Genomic DNA, 18,297 nt, shown 5'->3' on the forward strand with positions numbered 1-18,297 from the left:
GATCATCCCGCCGCCGTGGCGTGCGCTTGTCTATGATGCGCGCACGCCACTTCCGGAATGCCGCATGCTCCGCTACGCGCTCGCCTTGCGCCGCCACCCGTCCGCGTTGCTGCTGGGCGTGCAATTGCTTGGCCTGTTGCTGTATCCGCTGATGGAAGACACCGCCGCCGGGCGCGCACTGTTCGGCGCGTTCGGCATCGTGGTGCTGGGCCTGGCGCTGTGGGTGGTCAATCGCAGCCCGTCGGTGCTGTGGATCGCCTGGTGCCTGGCGCTGCCGTCGGTGGTGCTGTCTATCGCCGCGGCGCTGCGCCACAGTCCCAAACTCGGCGCGTTCGCGCAACTGCTGGAAAGCCTGCTGTATTTCTATACGGCCGCCAGCCTGATCGCCTACATGCTGCAGGATCACGAGGTCACCCGCGACGAACTGTACGCGGCAGGCGCGACCTTCACCCTGCTGGCATGGGCGTTCGCCTTCGCGTTCTCGGTGTGCCAGCAATGGCTGCCGGGCAGCTTCATCGGCGCGCAGACGACGCAGTCGCCGCGTACCTGGATGGAGTTGCTATACCTGAGTTTCAGCGTGCTGTCCGGGGTCGGCCTCAGCGACGTGCTGCCGGTATTGCCGCTGGCGCGTTCGCTGGTGATGCTCGAACAGTTCGCCGGGGTGATGTACATGGCCCTGGTGGTGTCGCGACTGATTGGGCTCAGCGTCACGCGCAAACCCAAAGACTGAACTGCGGCTAAAAAACGCGCCAGGCGGCGCGCAATCTTACAGCGTTATCCGACGCCTGGCCTGACGCCATCGAAACGGTTCGGGTCTTCCATCATTGCAGTGCGTAGACCATTTTCGAGCAACAGTTTGCTCACGACAAGCATGCTCATCGTGCGCGCATTTCCGTCGTCGAAAAGATGCGCCTTCTCCAAGTCCTGGCAGCAGCGCGCAATGGCGCTCGATGTTGAATCTCCCATTGGGGCAGCACGCATCAGTCGCGCATTGCGATCGATGATGTCTTGCGCACGTGCCACGAGTTCGCGACGGGTGCCACGCAGCGCAAGCAGCGCGATGGGCTCTTGACTTGACCACGCCGGCCTCTTCCAGGCGACGGAAGCAGGCCAGGCATCGGTATAGACCTTGCATTCTGGCGCCAGGCGACGCGCTGTCCAGTCCTTGAGCGAGGCATTGTCAAAGCTGCGCACTGGCTCGATCACCACACACCTCGGCGAGGTGAAGGCGGCATCGGTTTGCATCGCAATCAGGAACGACTGCTTGTTTTCCGACCCGCGTCCGGCCTTGCCACCGTTGCGCTCGCTGCCCAGATAGGCATCGTCGATCTGCACACAACCAGAGAGTTTCCGTGTCGCTTCGCGCTCGGCCATGACCTGCATGATTTTGTGCTCCATCCGCCAAGCCGTCTTGTAGTTGACCCACAGATGACGCATCAGCTCCAGTGCGGCCATATTGGTTTTGGTCGAGGTCAACAGGTGCAAGGCCAGCATCCAGGTCCGCAGCGGCAGTTTGGGGCCGGCAAACATCGTGCCTGCAATCAGACTGGTCTGATGCCGGCATCGCTGCATTGGTCATAGATCGCGGCACTGCGCTTGAAACGCGACCGCGCCCGCCCGGCACAAGAGGGACAACGAAATCCGTGCGGCCAACGCCACTTGTACAACGCACGGTAGCACTTGGCCTCAGTGCCGTATGACGTGAAAAAATCCGGCATCGATAATCCAGCTTGGAACTGCAAGGGATTGATGCTCATCACGCCACCTCACAGGCTTCAGGTGACTACAGCATCAACTCAGGACAACGCAGATCCTGCGACTGCTGGCTGAAGGTGAGGGCTCATCAGGTGCCTTCGTGCTCTTGCTTGCCTCGTGCACGAACAAGAGCAGCGCGATCTGCTTGGGGATGGATGACCCGCTCTAGGCGGACGTCAGCCCCATCAGGTTTTCCGCCTGCTCGCGCCAGGTCGGCAGCTTGCTCAGCGTGCCGGTCTTGGCCAGGTAGTCCTCGTCGATCTCCGAGCCGCTGGCCAGCGCCATCGCCACGTGCACCGCGCCGGTGATCCAGAAGCTGCGGGTGCTGGAGCGCTGCGGCTGGCGATGGAACGCCACCGCCTCGATGATCGGCATCGGCAGGCCCCATAGGCCGAGCAGGTAGGCGCCGGCCTCGGCATGGCCTGGGCGTTCGTCGTCGTCCTCGGCAGGCGGCTCGCGCTCGTTGCGGATGCCCGGCAGCAGCAGGCCGATGTCGGCCAGCAGTGCGGCGGTCGCGCCGAGCTCGGCGCTGGCAGTGGGCAGCATCTTCGAGGCCAACTTGGAGGCCATCAGTGAGCGCTGCTGCAGCGCGTTGCGTTCGGCGTTGGACAGTGCCTGCACCGAAAATACTTCGCTGGCCAGGACCAGGTCGCGCAAGGTGGCGATGCCTAGCCGGGTCACCGCGGTGCGCAGGTCGGACATCGTGCGACCGTTGGAGAAGTACGCCGAGTTGCACAGCTGCAGCACCTTGGCCGCGATCGCCGGATCGGCCGAGACCAGCTTGGCCAGGTCGGCGGCGTTGCTGCCCTCGTCCTGTTCCAGCGCATGCATCAGGCTCAGGTACAGATGCGGCGGCGACGGCAGCTTCTCGATGCGGCCGATGCTGGCGCGCAAGCGCGGATCGCCCAGCAGCTCCTGCAGTTCCTCGATGCTGGTGACCGCCTCGAGCAGCATTTCCGGGGACAGCGGCAGCGGCAGGAAGCGGTGCGCCACGCCGATGATGCGCGCCGGCGGCGCGCGGTTGCTCTGCTCGGCGTCGATCAGCGCGATGCGGATGGTTTCCGGGCTCAGCGTGCGGATTTGGCCGAGCAGGGTGGCCGTGGTCAGGTCCGGCAGCACCGGCGCGGCGATCAGCGCATCCAGGCGCTCGGTGGCGGCAGCGGCGATGGCCGAATTGCCGTCGAGCACGGTCTGGACCTGCCAGTCCTCGCCCAATTCGCGAATATATTCGGTGACTTCGGCCGGCAGGCTCGCTTCGTCGCCGACGAACAGGATACGCAAGAGACTTCCCCCAGGAAGGGACCGGTTCACGCTCGACCGGCCCGAATATTCGTTCCGCAATGTACTCCAAACCCCGCAATGCGACAGGGTTGGCACTCGTAAAACGTGAAGCGGGTCAGCCGCGGCGGGTCTCCCCCTCCGCCGCGACGCCCTGTGGGTCAGACGCTGGCTTTGTAGCGCTCGACCGCGTCCAGCAGGATCTGCTTGGCTTCGGCCGCGTTGCCCCAGCCGTCCAGCTTGACCCACTTGCCCTTCTCCAGATCCTTATAGTGCTCGAAGAAGTGGCCGATGCGCTCCATCCAGTGGCCGGAAACCTGGGCGATGTCCTCGATGTGGCCGTAGCCCTCGAATACCTTCGCTACCGGCACCGCCAGGATCTTCTCGTCGCTGCCGGCCTCGTCGCTCATCTTCAGCACGCCGACCGGGCGGCAGCGCACCACGCAACCTGGCACCAGCGGCAGCGGCAGCACCACCAGCACGTCGGCCGGGTCGCCGTCGCCGCACAGGGTGTTGGGCACATAGCCGTAGTTGCAGGGATAGCGCATCGGCGTGGACAGGATGCGGTCGACAAAGATCGCGCCGCTGGCCTTGTCCACTTCGTACTTGACCGGCTCCGAATCCTTGGGGATTTCGATGACGACGTTGATTTCTTCCGGGAGATTCTTGCCGGAGGTGACCAGTTCCAGACCCATGCGCTAGCTCCAGTGGAGAGGCTTCTAAAGAGGTCTGCATTCTAGTCGGTTGGCTGTTGCAATGCAGCGCGGGCCGCTAAGCCTATTCCTACAAGGTTTTCCGACTCCATACCAGGCCGCATGGGGAGGTTTCCGATAGTGCGCGGCAGCACGGCGCGCGACGCTGCACACACAGTCCATCCAAGGAGCAAGGCAATGAAAGGAATCCGGTATTCGATAGGCCCACTGCTGGCGCTTGTATTGCTGGCCTGTGGCGCATCCCAGGCGCAGGCGCAGCAGCAGGTCTACGTGGATGCGGCCGATTATCCAACCGCGGGTGCGGGTTGGGAGGCATTCGACGACCTGGAGCGGCGGCTTGCCGAGGACTTCGACCAGAGCTGTGGCGACACCTTCTGCGAGGGCGACTACAGCGACTACCAGCCGCTGCGCTACCGCTGTTCGGTGCGCCAGCGCGACGGCGCGATCGGCCAGTGCGTGTGGACTTTCGGTGCCAGCGAGGCCAGCATCGACCCGGCCACCGGCAAGGTGCAGGTCGATGCCAAGCTGTGGCAGTGTCCCACGCCGCTGCTGCCGCAGACCCGGCTGGTGGCGCTGTACCGGGCGCTGGCCGGGGAGCATCCGTTGTTCGCGCCGCTGCCGCACAGTCAGCGCAGCGTCAACGACGGCCTGATCGATTGTCTGTAAGCCACTGCGCACCGGCGCTGTCGAATCGTCAGCGCCGGTGCCGGTCGCAGATGCCTACAGCAGCGGCACCATCAGCAGCGCGACGATGTTGATGATCTTGATCAGCGGGTTGATCGCCGGGCCGGCGGTGTCCTTGTACGGATCGCCGACCGTATCGCCGGTGACCGCGGCCTTGTGCGCCTCGCTGCCCTTGCCGCCGAAGTGGCCGTCCTCGATGTACTTCTTGGCGTTGTCCCAGGCGCCGCCGCCGGTGGTCATCGAGATCGCAACGAACAGCCCGGTGACGATGGTGCCGATCAGCAGGCCGCCGAGCGCGCGTGGGCCGAGTAGCAGCCCGACCACTGCCGGTACCGCCACCGGCAGCAGCGACGGCACGATCATCTCGTGGATCGCCGAGCGGGTCAGCATGTCCACCGCGCGGTCGTACTGCGGCTTGCCGGTGCCTTCCATGATGCCGGGGATCTCGCGGAACTGGCGCCGTACCTCCTCGACCACGGCGCCGGCGGCGCGGCCCACCGCCTCCATCGCCATCGCGCCGAACAGATAGGGGATCAGCCCGCCGAGCAGCAGGCCGATGATCACCGTGTGGTCGGACAGATCGAAGACAAAACTCTCGCCCGGATGCGCGGCTTGCAGGTTGTGCGTGTAATCGGCGAACAGCACCAGCGCGGCGAGCGCGGCCGAGCCGATCGCATAGCCCTTGGTCACCGCCTTGGTGGTGTTTCCGACGGCATCCAGCGGGTCGGTGACCGCACGCACTTCCGGCGGCAGCTCGGCCATCTCGGCGATGCCGCCTGCGTTGTCGGTGATCGGGCCGTAGGCATCCAGTGCCACGATCATGCCGGCCATCGACAGCATTGCCGTGGCGGCGATGGCGATGCCGTACAGGCCCGACAGCGCGAATGCGCCCCAGATCGCCGCGCACACCGCCAGCACCGGCAGCGCGGTCGACTTCATCGACACGCCAAGTCCGGCGATGATGTTGGTGCCGTGGCCGGTACTGCTGGCCGCGGCGATGTGCTGCACCGGCTTGTACTGGGTGCCGGTGTAATACTCGGTGATCCACACGATCAAGCCGGTCAGCACCAGGCCGATCAGCGCGCAGCCGTAGAGTTTGGTCGCACCAGCGGCGGTGTCGCCCATCAGCTGCTGGGTCACCGGCCAGAACGCCAGCGCGGCGAGCACGGCCGACACCAGCACGCCCTTGTACAGCGCGCCCATGATCGAGCCGCCCGGCCGCACGCGCACGAAGAAGGTGCCGACGATCGAGGCGACGATCGACACCCCGCCGAGCACCAGCGGATACAGCACCGCGTTGTGTCCGGCTTCGGCCGCCATCAGCCCGCCGAGCAGCATGGTGGCGATGACGGTGACCGCGTAGGTCTCGAACAGGTCCGCGGCCATGCCAGCGCAGTCGCCGACGTTGTCGCCGACGTTGTCGGCGATCACCGCCGGGTTGCGCGGATCGTCCTCGGGGATGCCGGCCTCGACCTTGCCGACCAGGTCTGCGCCGACGTCGGCTCCCTTAGTGAAGATGCCGCCGCCCAGCCGCGCGAAGATCGAGATCAGCGAACTGCCGAAGGCCAGGCCGACCAGCGCATGCAGGCTTTCCTCGACGCTGCGCCCCAGCCATTGCAGCACACCGTAGTAGCCGGCCACGCCGACCAGGCCGAGCCCGACCACCAGCATGCCGGTGATCGCGCCGCCGCGGAACGCCACGTCCATCGCCGGCCCCAGTCCGCGCCGGGCCGCCTCGGCGGTGCGCACGTTGGCGCGTACCGACAGGTTCATGCCGATGTAGCCGGCCGCGCCGGACAGCACCGCGCCGATCGCGAAGCCGACGGCGGTGTACCAACTCAGGAAGAAACCGACCAACAACAGCAGCGCCACGCCGGCGATGGCGATGGTCTGGTATTGGCGGTTGAGATAGGCGCGCGCGCCTTCCTGGATTGCATCGGCGATCTGCCGCATGCGGTCGTTGCCGGCGGGCTGGGCCAGGACCCAGCGCGTGGACACGACGCCATAGAGGATTGCCAAGGCCGCGCACGCCAGTGACACGGTGACCGCATATCGTTCCAGCATGACCCCTCCCAAGGATGTGGATGTCGCCCAAGCGATGGGGACGTACAGGGGGATCGCACCGAAGGAGCCTGAGGCATGCAACGACTCCGCGGCCGCAACGCGCCGATGGTGCGTATCGCCATGTGCGACCTGGCCTGAACGCACCGAGTATGCGCCCCGGTCCTGCGCATCGCCAGCGGCAGGCGCCTACGCTGTCTTGGCGTCGCGTTCAGTCGGCGCGTGGCAGCGTGGCGCATCGCTTTCAAGGAGCAAGCCCATGCAATCGACGATCCCGGCGCGGCGGCGCGCACTCGCTTCGACCCTGGCGCTGGGCCTGTGCGCCTGCGCGCCGCTGGCGGCGCTGGCCGCCGATCCGGTCCCGGAACGGCAGCGCCAGCCCGGGGCACCGCAGGCGGTGGGCGTGGTGCATACGATCCGGCAGATCCCCGAGGCCTGCGTGCGCTTCGAAGGCGTCTACACCGGCGATGCGGCCCAGCCCTACAAGTTCTCCGCGGTGCGCAGCAGCCCTACCTGCCAGCCGCGCGCCAAACTGGTGGAGTTCGACCAGGCCAGGCCCAGCGAGGCGACCGGCTGGAAATTCAACGACGTGATCCGCGTGCCCAGCGCCGCGTGTCCGTCGCAGCAGGCGGTGGTGCGGGTATGGCGCAAGCCGGTGGCGACCAAGGCGGATCTCGACGGCCAGGGCCAGTCGCGGATCTATCTGGAAGAGGCGAAGAAGCAGGCGGCGGCCGGCGCGATCGCGCAGGTGCCGCAGTTCGCCGCGCAGATGACGTTGGAAGGCGCGGCCTGCCGCTGAGGCGGGACGCGTAGCGGCATTCCTTGCGAAATTCAGCCGCTGCGCGACAGCCCGCGCAGCGTGGCCGATGCGTGGCATGGGCATCTTTTTAATCGAGCGCCTGCATCACGCAGACTCGCGCAGCGCTATGGAGTTGATGACAGTCCCGTCCACCGCCGTCGCGCGCGCGATCGGGCCGGTGTGCCAATCGAAGCCCATCCTCCATTCCTTGTCGCGCAGTTGCAGGGCAATTGCAGGTCGCCAGGCGGCAGCGTAGCCGAATCTTCGCTGCGAACCCATTACAGCAGCTGCGGGAAATGACACCCGATCGCTGTCCGCCGCAGCGAACGAACGGCGCCGTGGTCTGCCGCCGCTCGCGCATACGCGCAGTGCCGCGCAGCGGCGCACATGGAGGGAAGACCAAGCCACGGAGCGGCCTGTCGCAATAGCTATTGCGGTCGATCCGAGGTGCCTGCCGCGCACGCACAGCCTGATCCAGGCAACTCCGCCCTGCACTCGGTGCGCTGGGTCGCGGCGAGGAGCAAGCAATAAGCCTTCTCCCATCCCTCGGGAAAAGACACGCTGTAAACCGAGTTCCGAGTTCCGAGTTCCGAGTTCCGAGTTCCGTCAGCCCTCCCAGGCCGGCAGCTTCTTCTTCACCGCCACGTTCTTCAGCGCCACGTACTTGGGCAAGCCATCGCTGCGGTCGTACGGCGGATAGGCTTCGCCGCGGATCAGCGGCTGCAGGTAGCGGCGCGCCTTCTCGGTGATGCCGAAGCCGTCCTTGCGCAGGAACGCCGGCGGCATCTTCTTCTCGTGGTTGGCGATCTTGCTCAACGGCGCGGCTTCGATCTTCCAGCGGTAGGGCGCATCGCTGCTGCGCACGATCACGGGCATCACCGCGTTCATGCCCTTCAGCGCGAACTGCACCGCCGCCTTGCCGGCTGCCTGCGCTTGCTCCCAGTCGGTCTTCGAGGCGATATGGCGGGCCGAGCGCTGCAGGTAGTCGGGCAGGGTCCAGTGCACCTTGTAACCGAGTTCGGCCTTGACCTTGCCGGCCAGGTAAGAGGCCACGCCGCCGAGCTGGCTGTGGCCGAACGCGTCGGTGCCGCCGCCGGCATCGGCGACGAAGCGCCCGTCGGCGGTCTGGATGCCTTCGCTGGCCACCACCACGCACCAGCCGACCTTGTCCACCACCTTGCGCACCTGCGCCAGGAACGCGGCTTCGTCGTAGGCGCGTTCGGGAAACAGGATGATCTGCGGCGCGTCGTCTGGCGACTGCGCGGCCAGCCCGGCCGCGGCGGCCAGCCAGCCGGCGTGGCGGCCCATCGCCTCGTAGACAAAAACCTTGGTCGAGGTCTCGGCCATCGCCGCCACGTCCAGCGCCGCCTCGCGCACCGACACCGCGGTGTACTTGGCGGCCGAACCGAAGCCGGGGCAGGTGTCGGTGACCGCCAGGTCGTTGTCGATGGTCTTGGGCACGCCGATGCAGTGCAGCGGGTAGCCGAAGGCGTCGGCCAGTTGCGACACCTTCCATGCGGTGTCGGCCGAGTCGTTGCCGCCGTTATAGAGGAAGTAGCGCACGTCGTGCGCCTGCAGCACCTGCAGCAGACGCTCGTACTTGGCGCGGTCGGCCTCCAGCGACTTGAGCTTGTAGCGGCACGAACCGAACGCGCCGCCGGGCGTGTGCGCCAGCGCGCGGATCGCCGCGGCCGACTCCTTGGAGGTGTCGATCAGTTCCTCGCGCAGCGCGCCGAGGATGCCGTTGCGCGCGGCCAGCACCTTGAGCTTGCGCGCGCGCGCCTCGCCGATCACGGCGGCGGCGCTGGCGTTGATGACGGCGGTGACACCGCCGGATTGTGCGTACAGCAGGGTGCCTTGGGCCATGGTCGGGGCTCGCTCCTGGGGTGGGGACATTGCCGGGACATTGCCCGGATGCGGTAAGCTGGGGACCTTGCGGTACAGCGCAGGCGTGGCCTCCGAGTCTAACGCCGCCGGCCGCGCACGGTAATTTCCTCGAGGAGTCAGGTTGATGCGATTGGTTCTGTTGGGACCGCCCGGATCGGGCAAGGGCACGCAGGCGGCCCGGCTGAAGGACAAGCTGCAGATCCCGCACATCTCCACCGGCGATCTGCTGCGCGCCGAAGTCGCCGCCGGCACCCCGCTCGGCGTGCAGGCCAAGGAAGTGATGGCGCGTGGCGACCTGGTTTCCGACAACATCCTGCTCGGCATGCTCGAATCGCGCCTCGGCCGCGACGACGTCGCCAACGGTTTCATCCTCGACGGCTATCCGCGCAACCTGGCCCAGGCCTCGGCGCTGGACGAACTGCTGGCCAAGATCGGCCAGCCGCTGGACGCGGTGGTGCAGCTGGACGTGGCCACCGAACTGCTGGTCGAGCGCATCGCCGGCCGCGCCAAGGCCGAAGGCCGCGAAGACGACAATCCCGAGTCGGTGCGCAAGCGCCTGCAGGTGTACAACGATTCGACCGCGCCGGTGATCGGTTTCTACGACAAGCGCGGCACCCTGGCGCGCGTGGACGGTGTCGGCTCGCTGGACGAGGTGCTGGCGCGCATTCTGGCGGCGATCGGCCGCTGAGACGGCCCTGCGCCGAGCCGCCGTCTCGTGCGGCGCTCGGCGCGACTGATGGTTGATGGTCTTGCCCCCTCCGCGGCGCTGCGTCGCAGGCTTGCGGGCATCGTGACGGGCGCACTGTAGGAGGCTTCAGCCGCGACAACGTCCCAAGCCGGAAGGCTCGCCGCTGCGTTCGTCGCCACTGAAGTCGCTCCCACAAGGGTTCCAACGGCGCCTCGGAACGGCGAGTCCTCTTGTGGGAGGGACTTCAGTCCCGACGGCATGCCGGTTGGGAACATTCACCACTCCGCTCGTCGCGGCCGAAGACAGTCGCTTCTGCAGCAGCGGGCGTGCGCTTGGTGGCTGGCTGCGTTGCGGGAGTGCTTCGGCCCGGCACTGTCTGACGCCATCACGCCTACGGCTTCTTTCGCCACGACGGGATGGCCCGAGGCCACATGCAGTCGCTTCCGCAAGCGACTTGCGGCCTGCTCGCTGTGTGCACGGTAGGAGGGACTTCGGTCCCGACCGCACCCGCAGCCGGCACTTTCGTCGTCGTGTTGGTCGCGGTTGAAACCGCTTCTGCAAAGGCCAAGAACGTGAGGCAAGCATGCTGCGCGCCTACAGGGCTGGAGCCCGCGGGGTCGGTGGTGAACTCCGCCTGCCGCGCGTCCGCGCCAAGCAGGCAGCGAGCTGCGTTCTGCGCAAGGATGCAACCGCATCCGCCACCCACGATGGGCAAGGCCAAACTACGCCTCCCACCACGCGTGGGCGTGGGCGGGAGGCTGAGAATCGTCAGGTGCCAGCGAACGGGCTTGCTCAAGGCCCCACGGCATGAAATCCCTTGGGAATGGCCTCTTGGGGAGTAGGACCGTAGGGATGCTGCGGCTGGCGCGTTCATTTTCGATGTCGGCCCCCGACTTGCCTATCGGAACTTTCTTTAGGCCTTTTACGGGATTTCCTGCTTGACCCCGGCCGCCGTTGCGACCCTTCGCGCATCCGCCAGCGCTGCTGCACGCGCCGGCCGCTGCTGCGCGCCGGTTTGCGCGCGCCGGGGGATCGGCGACAATCGGCCCATGAGCAAGATCCATATTCTCGGCATCGCCGGTACGTTCATGGGGGGAGTCGCCGCGCTGGCGCGCGAACTCGGCCACGAGGTCGAAGGCAGCGACCAGGCGATCTATCCGCCGATGTCCACGCAACTGGAACACCTCGGCATCGCGCTGCAGCAGGGCTATCTGCCCGAACACATTGGCGCCGACTGTGCGCAGGTGATCGTCGGCAACGCGCTGTCGCGTGGCAATGCCGCGGTCGAGGCGGTGCTGGATGCCGGCCGTGCCTACACCTCCGGCGCGCAGTGGCTGAGCGAGCGGGTGCTGCCCGGGCGCGACACGCTGGCGGTGGCCGGCACCCATGGCAAGACCACCACGACGAGCATCCTGACCTGGCTGTTGCAGGCGGCCGGTCGCGAGCCGGGCTTCCTGATCGGTGGCGTGGCCGAGGATTTCGGCGTGTCCGCACGTCTGGGCGGCAAGGCGTCCGCCGCCGGTGGCGCGCGCGGCGCTGCACCGGCGGTCGCTGGCGGCGCTGCTGCGCAGGACGCCGCGAGCGCGGCCGAGCGGCCGCTGTTCGTGGTCGAAGCCGACGAGTACGACACCGCGTTCTTCGACAAGCGCAGCAAGTTCGTGCACTACCGGCCGCTGGTGGCGATCCTCAACAATCTCGAATACGACCACGCCGATATCTTCCCCGATGTGGTCGCGATCCAGCGCCAGTTCCATCACCTGGTCCGTACCGTGCCGCGGCGCGGGCGGCTGATCGTCAACGGTGAAGACGCGCATCTGCACGAGGTGCTGGCGATGGGCTGCTGGACCCCGGTGGAGCGCTTCGGCTTCGATCCTGCGTTCGAATGGAGCGCGCGCGCGCTGGCGGCCGACGGTAGCCATTTCGCGGTGCTGCATCACGGCCAGGAACTGGGCGAAGTGCGCTGGCCGCTGCTCGGCCGGCACAACGTGATGAACGCGCTGGCGGCGCTGGCCGCGGCGCACGCGGTCGGCGTGGCGCCGGCGCAGGTGATGCCGGCGCTGGCGCAGTTCCGCAGCGTCAAGCGGCGCCTGGAAGTGCTCGGCCAGGCGCAGGGCATCACCGTGTACGACGACTTCGCGCATCACCCCACTGCGATCCGCACCACTCTGCAGGGCCTGCGCGCCAGGGTCGGTACGGCGCGCATCGTGGTGGCGATGGAGCCGCGCAGCAATTCGATGCGCCTGGGCGCGCATGCCGACGCGCTGGCACCGGCGCTGGACGCCGCCGATGCGGTGGTGTTCCTGCAGCGGCCGGAGCTGGCCTGGGATGCGGGCAAGGTGATCGCCGCGGTGCGCGGCCACGCCCGTGCCGCGGCGGACGTGGACGCGCTGCTGGCGGCGCTGCAGGCGCAGGCGCGTGCCGGCGACCATGTGGTGTTCATGTCCAACGGCGGCTTCGACGGAGCGCCACGGCGCTTCCTGGCGGCACTGCAATGAACGCGATGACGCAATGCGGAGCGCGCGCATGAGCGAAGACGAGCGCAGCACACTGCCGCTGTTCCCCCTGCATGCGGTGCTGCTGCCAGGGGCGTTGATCAAGCTGCGCGTGTTCGAACGCCGCTACCTGGACCTGGTGCGCGAGTGCGGCCGCAGCGGCGGCGGCTTCGGTGTGTGCTTGATCCTGGAAGGCAGCGAAACCGGCGCACCGGCGCTGCCGGCCGCATACGGTACCGAGGCGCGCATCGTCGATTTCGACGTCGGCGCCGACGGCGTGCTGGTGCTGAGCGTGCGTGGCGAACGCCGCTTCCACGTGCTGCGCAGCCGTGTCCGCGACAACGGCTTGGTGGTCGCCGAGGTGCACTGGCGCGAGCCGGACGAGGACGACGAGTTGCAACCGCAGCACGCGCTGTTGTCGATCGTGCTGGGCAGCATCCTCGACCAGGCCGCCGAGGTGTTTCCGGTGGCCGGCCCGCGCCTGCTCGACCAGGCCGCCTGGGTCGGCTGGCGCCTGGCCGAACTGCTGCCGCTGGACGAGCGCCAGCGCCTGGCGCTGCTGCAGGAGGACGATCCGCACGCGCGGCTGGAGACGTTGTTGGGGTGGATACCCTGAGGATCGTGAGTCGCGGGAGCCTTCGCTCACGGCCGCGGGTCCGTGGCAACGCTGCCATTGCGGTTGCCTCAACGCACGATCCATCATTGCTTCGCTACACAATGATGCTGTGGTAGACCGCTGAATCGGATGCGTTACCGAGCTTCGGCGGCGGCCTCGCCCTCGCTGCGCACCAGCAGCACCGGCACCTCCGAGGGACGATGCATGTCCCTGCGCGTGCGCAGGGCGTGCAGCGCATCGGTGACCGCGTTGAGTGCCGGATCGGCACCGCGCAGCGGGCGCCACAGGCCGATCAGGTTGACGTGGCGTTCGTAGCGCAGGCTCTGCGCGCTGCCCAGCCACAGCGGCACGTCGCCCGGTTGCAGCCGCGCCGACGCCGGCCACAGGCGCAGTGCGTACAGTTCGCCGGGGCGTGGGCCGCTGCGCAGCATCAGCAGCGATTCCACCTGCGTGTCCAGCGTCGCCGGCAGCACCGGGACCTGTTCGGCCTGGGCCTTGTAGTCGAGCAGTTGCAGCGCCTGTTGCCAGCCGGCCTGGGTCTGCACGCGCCAGCCGGCGGCTTCGAGCTGGCGCTGCAGCGGTGCTAGCGGTCCGGCCACCTGCAGGTCCAGCGGCCAGCGCTGGTCGTCGTCGAATTCGTTGCGCCGCGACGGTAGCCGCCGCCAGTCGTCCTGCCACCAGGCGCTCGCCGACAGCTCCATCAGCAGCGGTGGCGGCGGTTCGAACTTGGCCAGCTTGCGCTCCAGATCGCGCGGCGCGTACCACAGCGCCGCGGCGACGAAGCCGCCATAGAACAGCCAGCCCAGCGGCTTCATCCAGAACGCGCGGTTGAAACGGCGGCGGTAGGCGATGCCCAGCACCAGCAGCCAGAAGATGCCGAACAACATGCCGCCGATCACGTCGCTGAGCCAGTGCGCGCCCAGGTACAGGCGGGCGAAGCCGATCAGGGTCACCACCACGCCCGACAGCAGGTACGGCCACACCCGCGAGCGCCCGGGCAGCTCGCGCGCGATCAGCACCGCGAAGAAGCCGAAGCTGATGGTGGCCATGGTCACCGCCACCGACGGGAAGCCGAAGCCGCTGCTGGCCGCCGGCGGGCGCACCACGTGCACGGTGGTGCCGAGCAGCTTGGTCAGGGCCAGGCCGAAGGCCAGCGCCGCCAGCCAGTGCGCCGCGGCCATCCAGCGCCGGCGCCAGACCAGGTAGCCCAGGCCTAGCGCGGTGGCCGGCACCAGCACCTGCCAGTCGCCGAGCGAGGCCAGCGCGGTCATCGGGTAGTCGGCCAGCGGGTTGCGCAGCGCCAGCATCAGGTCGTGCACCGCCAGGTCCAGCTGCAGCGGTTCGCCGTGGCCGACCACCACCATCAGCAGCGCGAACCAGCACCAGCCCAGCGCCAGCAGCATCACCGCCAGCATCGCCAGCGGTACCGACTCGCGCCGCTGCGGGTCGAACACCGCGATCGAGTAGCGGCCCAGCACCGGGTGCCGGCGCGACCAGTCCAGGCCGCGCGCCAGCAGCGCGTCCATGTGCCCGGCCGACCAGCGGTAGCCGTACAACACGATCGCCCAGACCAGGCCCAGCGCCAGCACCAGCAGGCCCAGCACCAGGAACAGGCGCCCGGCGACCGCGGCGACCGCGTCGTAGGCCTGGCCGAGCAGCCAGCCCGGCCCTAGGAACAGCAGCGCCCAGGTCACCGCGGCGACGCTGCTGGCGACGAAATAGCGGCGCAGCGGCATCTTCATCATCCCCGCCACGGCCGGCACGAACGGGCGGATCGCGCCGACGTAGCGCGCCACCAGGATGCTCTTGAACGCATTGCGGCGGAACATCGTCTCGCCGCGGTCGAGCAGCTGCGGGTAGCGCCGGAACGGCCAGTAGTTGCGCAGCTGGTGGCCCCAGCGGTGGCCGACCCAGTAGCTGAGCGCGTCGCCGGCCAGCGCGCCGAGCGTGGCGCTGGCCACGGCGTAGGGACCGGAGATCTGGCCCAGGCCGATCAGCACGCCGATCGCGAACAGCAGCGGCAGCGCCGGCACGATGGTGCCCAGCACGATGACTGCGTCGCAGAACGCGATCGCGAAGATGACCGCGCCGGCCAGGACGGGATGCGTTGCGACCCACTCCAGCGTGGCGTCGATCCATGATGCATTCATGCTCAGATTATAAGTGGGTGCGGATGGCGTTCCGCTTAGACTGGGCGGATGACCCGCGCACCGGCCGCTTCCACCCAGATCCTCAAGTCCGACAGCTTCGGCCGCATCCTGCTGGTGCGCGAGGCAGACGGCTGCGGTGAGCGCGTGTTCGTGCGCCGCGACCTGACCGCCGCGCCGTGGTGGCTGCGCCTGCCGGCCTGGTGGCTGGCGCGGCGCGAGGCGCTGGCGTTGCGGCAGCTGGCCGGCATGGCGGCGACGCCGCAGCTGCGCGACTGGGACGGCACCTTCCTGGACCGCAGCTACCTGGCCGGGGATGCGATGTACCAGCGCCCGCCGCGCGGCGATCTGGCCTACTTCCGCGCCGCGCGGCGCCTGTTGCAGCAGGTGCACCGGCGTGGCGTGGCGCACAACGATCTGGCCAAGGAAGCCAACTGGCTGGTGCTGGAAGACGGCAGCCCGGCGCTGATCGACTTCCAGCTGGCGGTGCGTGGCGCGCCGCGTTCGCGCTGGATGCGGCTGCTGGCGCGCGAGGACCTGCGCCACCTGCTCAAGCACAAGCGCATGTATTGCCGGCACGCGCTGACCCCGGTCGAACTGCGCCTGCTCAAGCGCCACTCCTGGGTGCGCGCACTGTGGTTCGCCACCGGCAAGCCGGTGTACCGCTTCGTCACCCGGCGTCTGCTCAAGTGGGAAGACAACGAGGGGCAGGGACCGAAGCCCTGAGTGCCGGGACTGGGGACCGGGGAAAGCGGATTTGCGAGGGTTTCGACGGATAGCGCTAAGCTCTTGCCGGTCCCCGGTCCCCGGTCCCCGGTCCCCGGTCCCCGGTCCCCAGTCCCCAGTCCCGTCCTGAGTCCTATTCCCGTGAACCTAACCGGCAAAACCCTGTTCATCACCGGCGCCTCGCGCGGCATTGGCCTGGCGATCGCGCTGCGCGCGGCGCGCGATGGCGCCAATGTGGCGATCGCGGCCAAGTCGGCGGTGCCCAATCCGAAGTTGCCCGGCACCATCCATAGCGCCGCGGCGGCGGTCGAGGCGGCCGGCGGCCGCGCGCTGGCGTTGAAGTGCGACATCCGCGAGGAAGAACAGGTGCGTGCGGCGGTGGCGGCGACGGTCGATGCGTTCGGCGGCATCGATATCCTGGTCAACAACGCCAGCGCGATCTGGCTGCGCGGCGCGCTGGACACGCCGATGAAACGTTTCGACCTGATGCAGCAGGTCAATGCGCGCGGCAGTTTCCTGTGCGCGCAGGCCTGCCTGCCGCACCTGCTGCGTAGCGCCAATCCGCACATCCTGACCCTGGCGCCGCCGCCGTCGCTGGATCCGAAATGGTGGGCGCCGCATACCGGCTACACGCTGGCGAAGATGGGCATGAGCTTCGTGACCCTGGGCCTGGCCGGCGAATTCGGCCCGCAGGGTGTGGCGGTCAATGCGCTGTGGCCGCGCACGCTGATCGCCACCGAAGCGCTGAACATGATTCCGGGCGTCTCTGCAGGCAACGGCCGGCGTCCGCAGATCATGGCCGATGCGGCGCATGCGGTGCTGACCCGCACCGCGGCCGGATTCCACGGCCAGTTCCTGATCGACGACGAGGTGCTGGCCGCGGCCGGCGTGATCGACCTGTCCGGCTACGCACTGGATCCGACGCAGCCGTTGTTGCCGGATCTGTTCCTGGACTGAGTGGGCGCTGCGGAGCGCCGGCCGCTGCGGCGACGCTGCGTTCGGTGCGGCGGTTGCCTGAAGGAGGACTCCAGCCCCGAGCCTGTCTGCAGTGCGGAAATTCTCGCTGCAGCGGTCGTGGCAAATCACCGTGTTGCTGTGCAGGATGTGCGGCCGGGTACGCGACGTGCCGCGGCGGGAGTGCTGCGGTTCACGATGGCCGTCGGCCACTGCACGCGCCCATGATGTCGATGAGGCATGGCCTGGAACGCACTAACTAAAGGTGAATTAAATATTTCACCATGGCTCGATATGCTTTTCCGATCGTCCGTCCACCCTCGCTCATGCCAGCTTCCGTCGCCGTCTCGCTGCCGCACGCTTCCCGCACCGTCCATGCCACGCATGCCGATCTCAGCGACAACGAGCGGCGCATGCTCGACAGCCTGCGCCTGTTCGGCACCGTCACCCGTGCCGACCTCAGCCGCATCACCGGGCTGACCGTGCAGTCGGCGGTGCGGCTGATCGATGGCCTGGCCGAGCGCGCGCTGGTGCTGATTGGCGGCTCGCTGGCGCACGGCGGCCGCGGCAAGCCCGGTGCGGCGATCGCGCTCAATCCTGCCCACGGCCATACCGTCGGCTATTCGATCGCCACCGACGCGTTGTCGCTGGCGCTGCTGGACTTCAGCGGGCAGGTCCGTGCCAGTGCCGAGCATCGGCTGCGCTCCACCGAGCCGGCGGCGTTGCTGGCGCAGCTGCGTGAGGCCGACGCGGGGTTGCTGGCCGCGGCCGGACGCGGACTCGGGCCGCGGCTGGGCGCCGGCGTGGCGATGACCGGGTTCTTCGTCGACGGCGTCAAGCGCATGAATCCGCCCGAGCCGCTGCGCGCGCTGGGCGAACTGGCGATCGGCGACTGGCTGGCCGAAACGCTGGGCCTGCCGGTCTGGGTCGACAACGACGGCAGCGTCGCCGCGGTCGGCGAGAGCCTGCTCGGGGTCGGCCGCCAGTACCGCGATTTCGCCTACCTGTATTTCAGCTACGGCCTCGGTGGCGGCATGGTGATCGACGGCACCTGCCTGCGCGGCGCGCACGGCAACGCCGGCGAGTTCGCCGGCATGTTGCTGGGGCAGGGCCTGGAGTGTGCCACGCTGGAACTGTTGCGGCAGATGCTGATCGAGGACGGGGTGATGCTGGCCGACGTCAGCGCGCTGGTGGCCGCCTACGATCCGGCCTGGCCGGCCATCGAGCGCTGGATCGCGCGCGCGGTGCCCGGCCTGTCGTTGATCGTCTCGGCGATCAGCGCCGTGTTCGATCCGCAGGCGGTGGTGTTCGGCGGGCGCCTGCCGCGCGACCTGGCGCTGCGCCTGATCCCGCGACTGTGCATCGACGACCCGCCGCGCCGCGGCCAGGCGCGGCCACTGCCGGTGTTGCTGCCGGCGGCGGCGATGGCCGATGCCAGCGCGGTCGGCGCGGCCACGCTGCCGTTGAAGGCCTGCTACTTCCGCTGAGTGGCGCCGT

General features: G+C 68.3%; 15 protein-coding genes and 1 pseudogene. 9 read left to right on the forward strand and 7 right to left on the reverse strand.

Annotation, left to right across the window (positions count from 1 at the left end):
• The first annotated feature begins 64 nt into the window (after positions 1 to 64).
• Positions 65 to 730 carry an ion channel gene (locus tag E4A48_RS00515; protein ID WP_142741680.1) on the forward strand — a complete coding sequence of 222 codons (666 nt, stop codon included), beginning with the start codon at positions 65 to 67 and terminating at the stop codon, positions 728 to 730.
• A gap of 36 nt (positions 731 to 766) precedes the next feature.
• On the opposite strand, the pseudogene E4A48_RS00520 reads toward E4A48_RS00515, so the two are convergent.
• The 3 genes and pseudogenes from E4A48_RS00520 to ppa form a co-directional block, all read right to left on the reverse strand.
• Positions 767 to 1,757: pseudogene (locus E4A48_RS00520) on the reverse strand (IS1595 family transposase).
• Positions 1,758 to 1,920: 163 nt separating this feature from the next.
• Complete coding sequence (locus E4A48_RS00525) at positions 1,921 to 3,036, reverse strand: HDOD domain-containing protein (RefSeq protein WP_039005933.1); 1,116 nt, start codon at positions 3,034 to 3,036, stop codon at positions 1,921 to 1,923.
• 158 nt (positions 3,037 to 3,194) lie between these two features.
• Positions 3,195 to 3,728 (reverse strand): inorganic diphosphatase, encoded by a 534-nt coding sequence (gene ppa, locus E4A48_RS00530; protein WP_003467322.1) that lies wholly within the window; start codon positions 3,726 to 3,728, stop codon positions 3,195 to 3,197.
• Between the two features lie 195 nt (positions 3,729 to 3,923).
• Here ppa and E4A48_RS00535 point away from each other — a divergent pair, with 195 nt between their 5' ends.
• Positions 3,924 to 4,412 carry a hypothetical protein gene (locus E4A48_RS00535; RefSeq protein WP_142741681.1) on the forward strand — a complete coding sequence of 163 codons (489 nt, stop codon included), beginning with the start codon at positions 3,924 to 3,926 and terminating at the stop codon, positions 4,410 to 4,412.
• A 54-nt stretch (positions 4,413 to 4,466) separates the two neighbouring features.
• Here the strand turns inward: E4A48_RS00535 and E4A48_RS00540 are convergent, their stop codons facing one another.
• Complete coding sequence (locus tag E4A48_RS00540) at positions 4,467 to 6,494, reverse strand: sodium-translocating pyrophosphatase (RefSeq protein WP_142741682.1); 2,028 nt, start codon at positions 6,492 to 6,494, stop codon at positions 4,467 to 4,469.
• A 256-nt stretch (positions 6,495 to 6,750) separates the two neighbouring features.
• On the opposite strand from E4A48_RS00540, the gene E4A48_RS00545 reads away from it, so the two are divergent.
• On the forward strand, positions 6,751 to 7,290 hold the full coding sequence (locus E4A48_RS00545) for a hypothetical protein (RefSeq protein WP_142741683.1): 540 nt from the start codon (positions 6,751 to 6,753) through the stop codon (positions 7,288 to 7,290).
• 105 nt (positions 7,291 to 7,395) lie between these two features.
• On the opposite strand, the gene E4A48_RS20350 is transcribed toward E4A48_RS00545, so the two are convergent.
• Together E4A48_RS20350 and E4A48_RS00550 are read right to left on the reverse strand one after the other, a co-directional pair.
• Positions 7,396 to 7,569 (reverse strand): hypothetical protein, encoded by a 174-nt coding sequence (locus E4A48_RS20350; RefSeq protein ID WP_185910690.1) that lies wholly within the window; start codon positions 7,567 to 7,569, stop codon positions 7,396 to 7,398.
• Positions 7,570 to 7,896: 327 nt separating this feature from the next.
• Positions 7,897 to 9,156: a 6-phosphofructokinase gene (locus E4A48_RS00550; protein WP_039005926.1), complete on the reverse strand. Its 1,260-nt coding sequence runs from the start codon at positions 9,154 to 9,156 to the stop codon at positions 7,897 to 7,899.
• Between the two features lie 145 nt (positions 9,157 to 9,301).
• On the opposite strand from E4A48_RS00550, the gene E4A48_RS00555 reads away from it, so the two are divergent.
• The 3 genes from E4A48_RS00555 (at position 9,302) to E4A48_RS00565 (ending at position 12,973) form a co-directional block, all read left to right on the forward strand.
• Positions 9,302 to 9,865 (forward strand): adenylate kinase, encoded by a 564-nt coding sequence (locus E4A48_RS00555; protein WP_039005924.1) that lies wholly within the window; start codon positions 9,302 to 9,304, stop codon positions 9,863 to 9,865.
• A gap of 1,049 nt (positions 9,866 to 10,914) precedes the next feature.
• Positions 10,915 to 12,360 carry a UDP-N-acetylmuramate:L-alanyl-gamma-D-glutamyl-meso-diaminopimelate ligase gene (gene mpl / locus E4A48_RS00560; protein ID WP_142741684.1) on the forward strand — a complete coding sequence of 482 codons (1,446 nt, stop codon included), beginning with the start codon at positions 10,915 to 10,917 and terminating at the stop codon, positions 12,358 to 12,360.
• A gap of 28 nt (positions 12,361 to 12,388) precedes the next feature.
• Complete coding sequence (locus E4A48_RS00565) at positions 12,389 to 12,973, forward strand: LON peptidase substrate-binding domain-containing protein (protein ID WP_039008953.1); 585 nt, start codon at positions 12,389 to 12,391, stop codon at positions 12,971 to 12,973.
• A gap of 134 nt (positions 12,974 to 13,107) precedes the next feature.
• Here E4A48_RS00565 and E4A48_RS00570 read toward each other — a convergent pair whose 3' ends face one another.
• Positions 13,108 to 15,123: a bifunctional DedA family/phosphatase PAP2 family protein gene (locus E4A48_RS00570; protein ID WP_058196726.1), complete on the reverse strand. Its 2,016-nt coding sequence runs from the start codon at positions 15,121 to 15,123 to the stop codon at positions 13,108 to 13,110.
• Positions 15,124 to 15,171: 48 nt separating this feature from the next.
• Between E4A48_RS00570 and E4A48_RS00575 the strand changes: the two genes are divergently transcribed.
• The 3 genes from E4A48_RS00575 (at position 15,172) to E4A48_RS00585 (ending at position 18,287) form a co-directional block, all read left to right on the forward strand.
• Complete coding sequence (locus tag E4A48_RS00575) at positions 15,172 to 15,846, forward strand: serine/threonine-protein kinase (protein ID WP_058196725.1); 675 nt, start codon at positions 15,172 to 15,174, stop codon at positions 15,844 to 15,846.
• 141 nt (positions 15,847 to 15,987) lie between these two features.
• Positions 15,988 to 16,803, forward strand: coding sequence for an SDR family oxidoreductase (locus E4A48_RS00580; protein ID WP_039005919.1), 816 nt, complete (start codon positions 15,988 to 15,990; stop codon positions 16,801 to 16,803).
• Between the two features lie 323 nt (positions 16,804 to 17,126).
• Positions 17,127 to 18,287: an ROK family protein gene (locus E4A48_RS00585; protein WP_058196724.1), complete on the forward strand. Its 1,161-nt coding sequence runs from the start codon at positions 17,127 to 17,129 to the stop codon at positions 18,285 to 18,287.
• Positions 18,288 to 18,297 lie beyond the last annotated feature (10 nt).

It is taken from the genome of Xanthomonas translucens pv. cerealis, assembly GCF_006838285.1.
GTDB lineage: Bacteria > Pseudomonadota > Gammaproteobacteria > Xanthomonadales > Xanthomonadaceae > Xanthomonas_A > Xanthomonas_A cerealis.

Bases quoted from the DNA above. Each gene is read 5' to 3' on its own strand.
- E4A48_RS00540 (WP_142741682.1), bottom strand. From the start codon at position 6,494: ATGCTGGAACGATATGCGGTCACCGTGTCACTGGCGTGCGCGGCCTTG.
- E4A48_RS00565 (WP_039008953.1), top strand. From the start codon at position 12,389: ATGAGCGAAGACGAGCGCAGCACACTGCCGCTGTTCCCCCTGCATGCG.
- E4A48_RS00555 (WP_039005924.1), top strand. From the start codon at position 9,302: ATGCGATTGGTTCTGTTGGGACCGCCCGGATCGGGCAAGGGCACGCAG.
- mpl (WP_142741684.1), top strand. From the start codon at position 10,915: ATGAGCAAGATCCATATTCTCGGCATCGCCGGTACGTTCATGGGGGGA.
- E4A48_RS00515 (WP_142741680.1), top strand. From the start codon at position 65: ATGCTCCGCTACGCGCTCGCCTTGCGCCGCCACCCGTCCGCGTTGCTG.
- E4A48_RS00535 (WP_142741681.1), top strand. From the start codon at position 3,924: ATGAAAGGAATCCGGTATTCGATAGGCCCACTGCTGGCGCTTGTATTG.
- E4A48_RS00570 (WP_058196726.1), bottom strand. From the start codon at position 15,123: ATGAATGCATCATGGATCGACGCCACGCTGGAGTGGGTCGCAACGCAT.
- E4A48_RS00575 (WP_058196725.1), top strand. From the start codon at position 15,172: ATGACCCGCGCACCGGCCGCTTCCACCCAGATCCTCAAGTCCGACAGC.
- E4A48_RS20350 (WP_185910690.1), bottom strand. From the start codon at position 7,569: ATGGGTTCGCAGCGAAGATTCGGCTACGCTGCCGCCTGGCGACCTGCA.
- E4A48_RS00550 (WP_039005926.1), bottom strand. From the start codon at position 9,156: ATGGCCCAAGGCACCCTGCTGTACGCACAATCCGGCGGTGTCACCGCC.
- E4A48_RS00545 (WP_142741683.1), top strand. From the start codon at position 6,751: ATGCAATCGACGATCCCGGCGCGGCGGCGCGCACTCGCTTCGACCCTG.
- E4A48_RS00585 (WP_058196724.1), top strand. From the start codon at position 17,127: ATGCCAGCTTCCGTCGCCGTCTCGCTGCCGCACGCTTCCCGCACCGTC.
- ppa (WP_003467322.1), bottom strand. From the start codon at position 3,728: ATGGGTCTGGAACTGGTCACCTCCGGCAAGAATCTCCCGGAAGAAATC.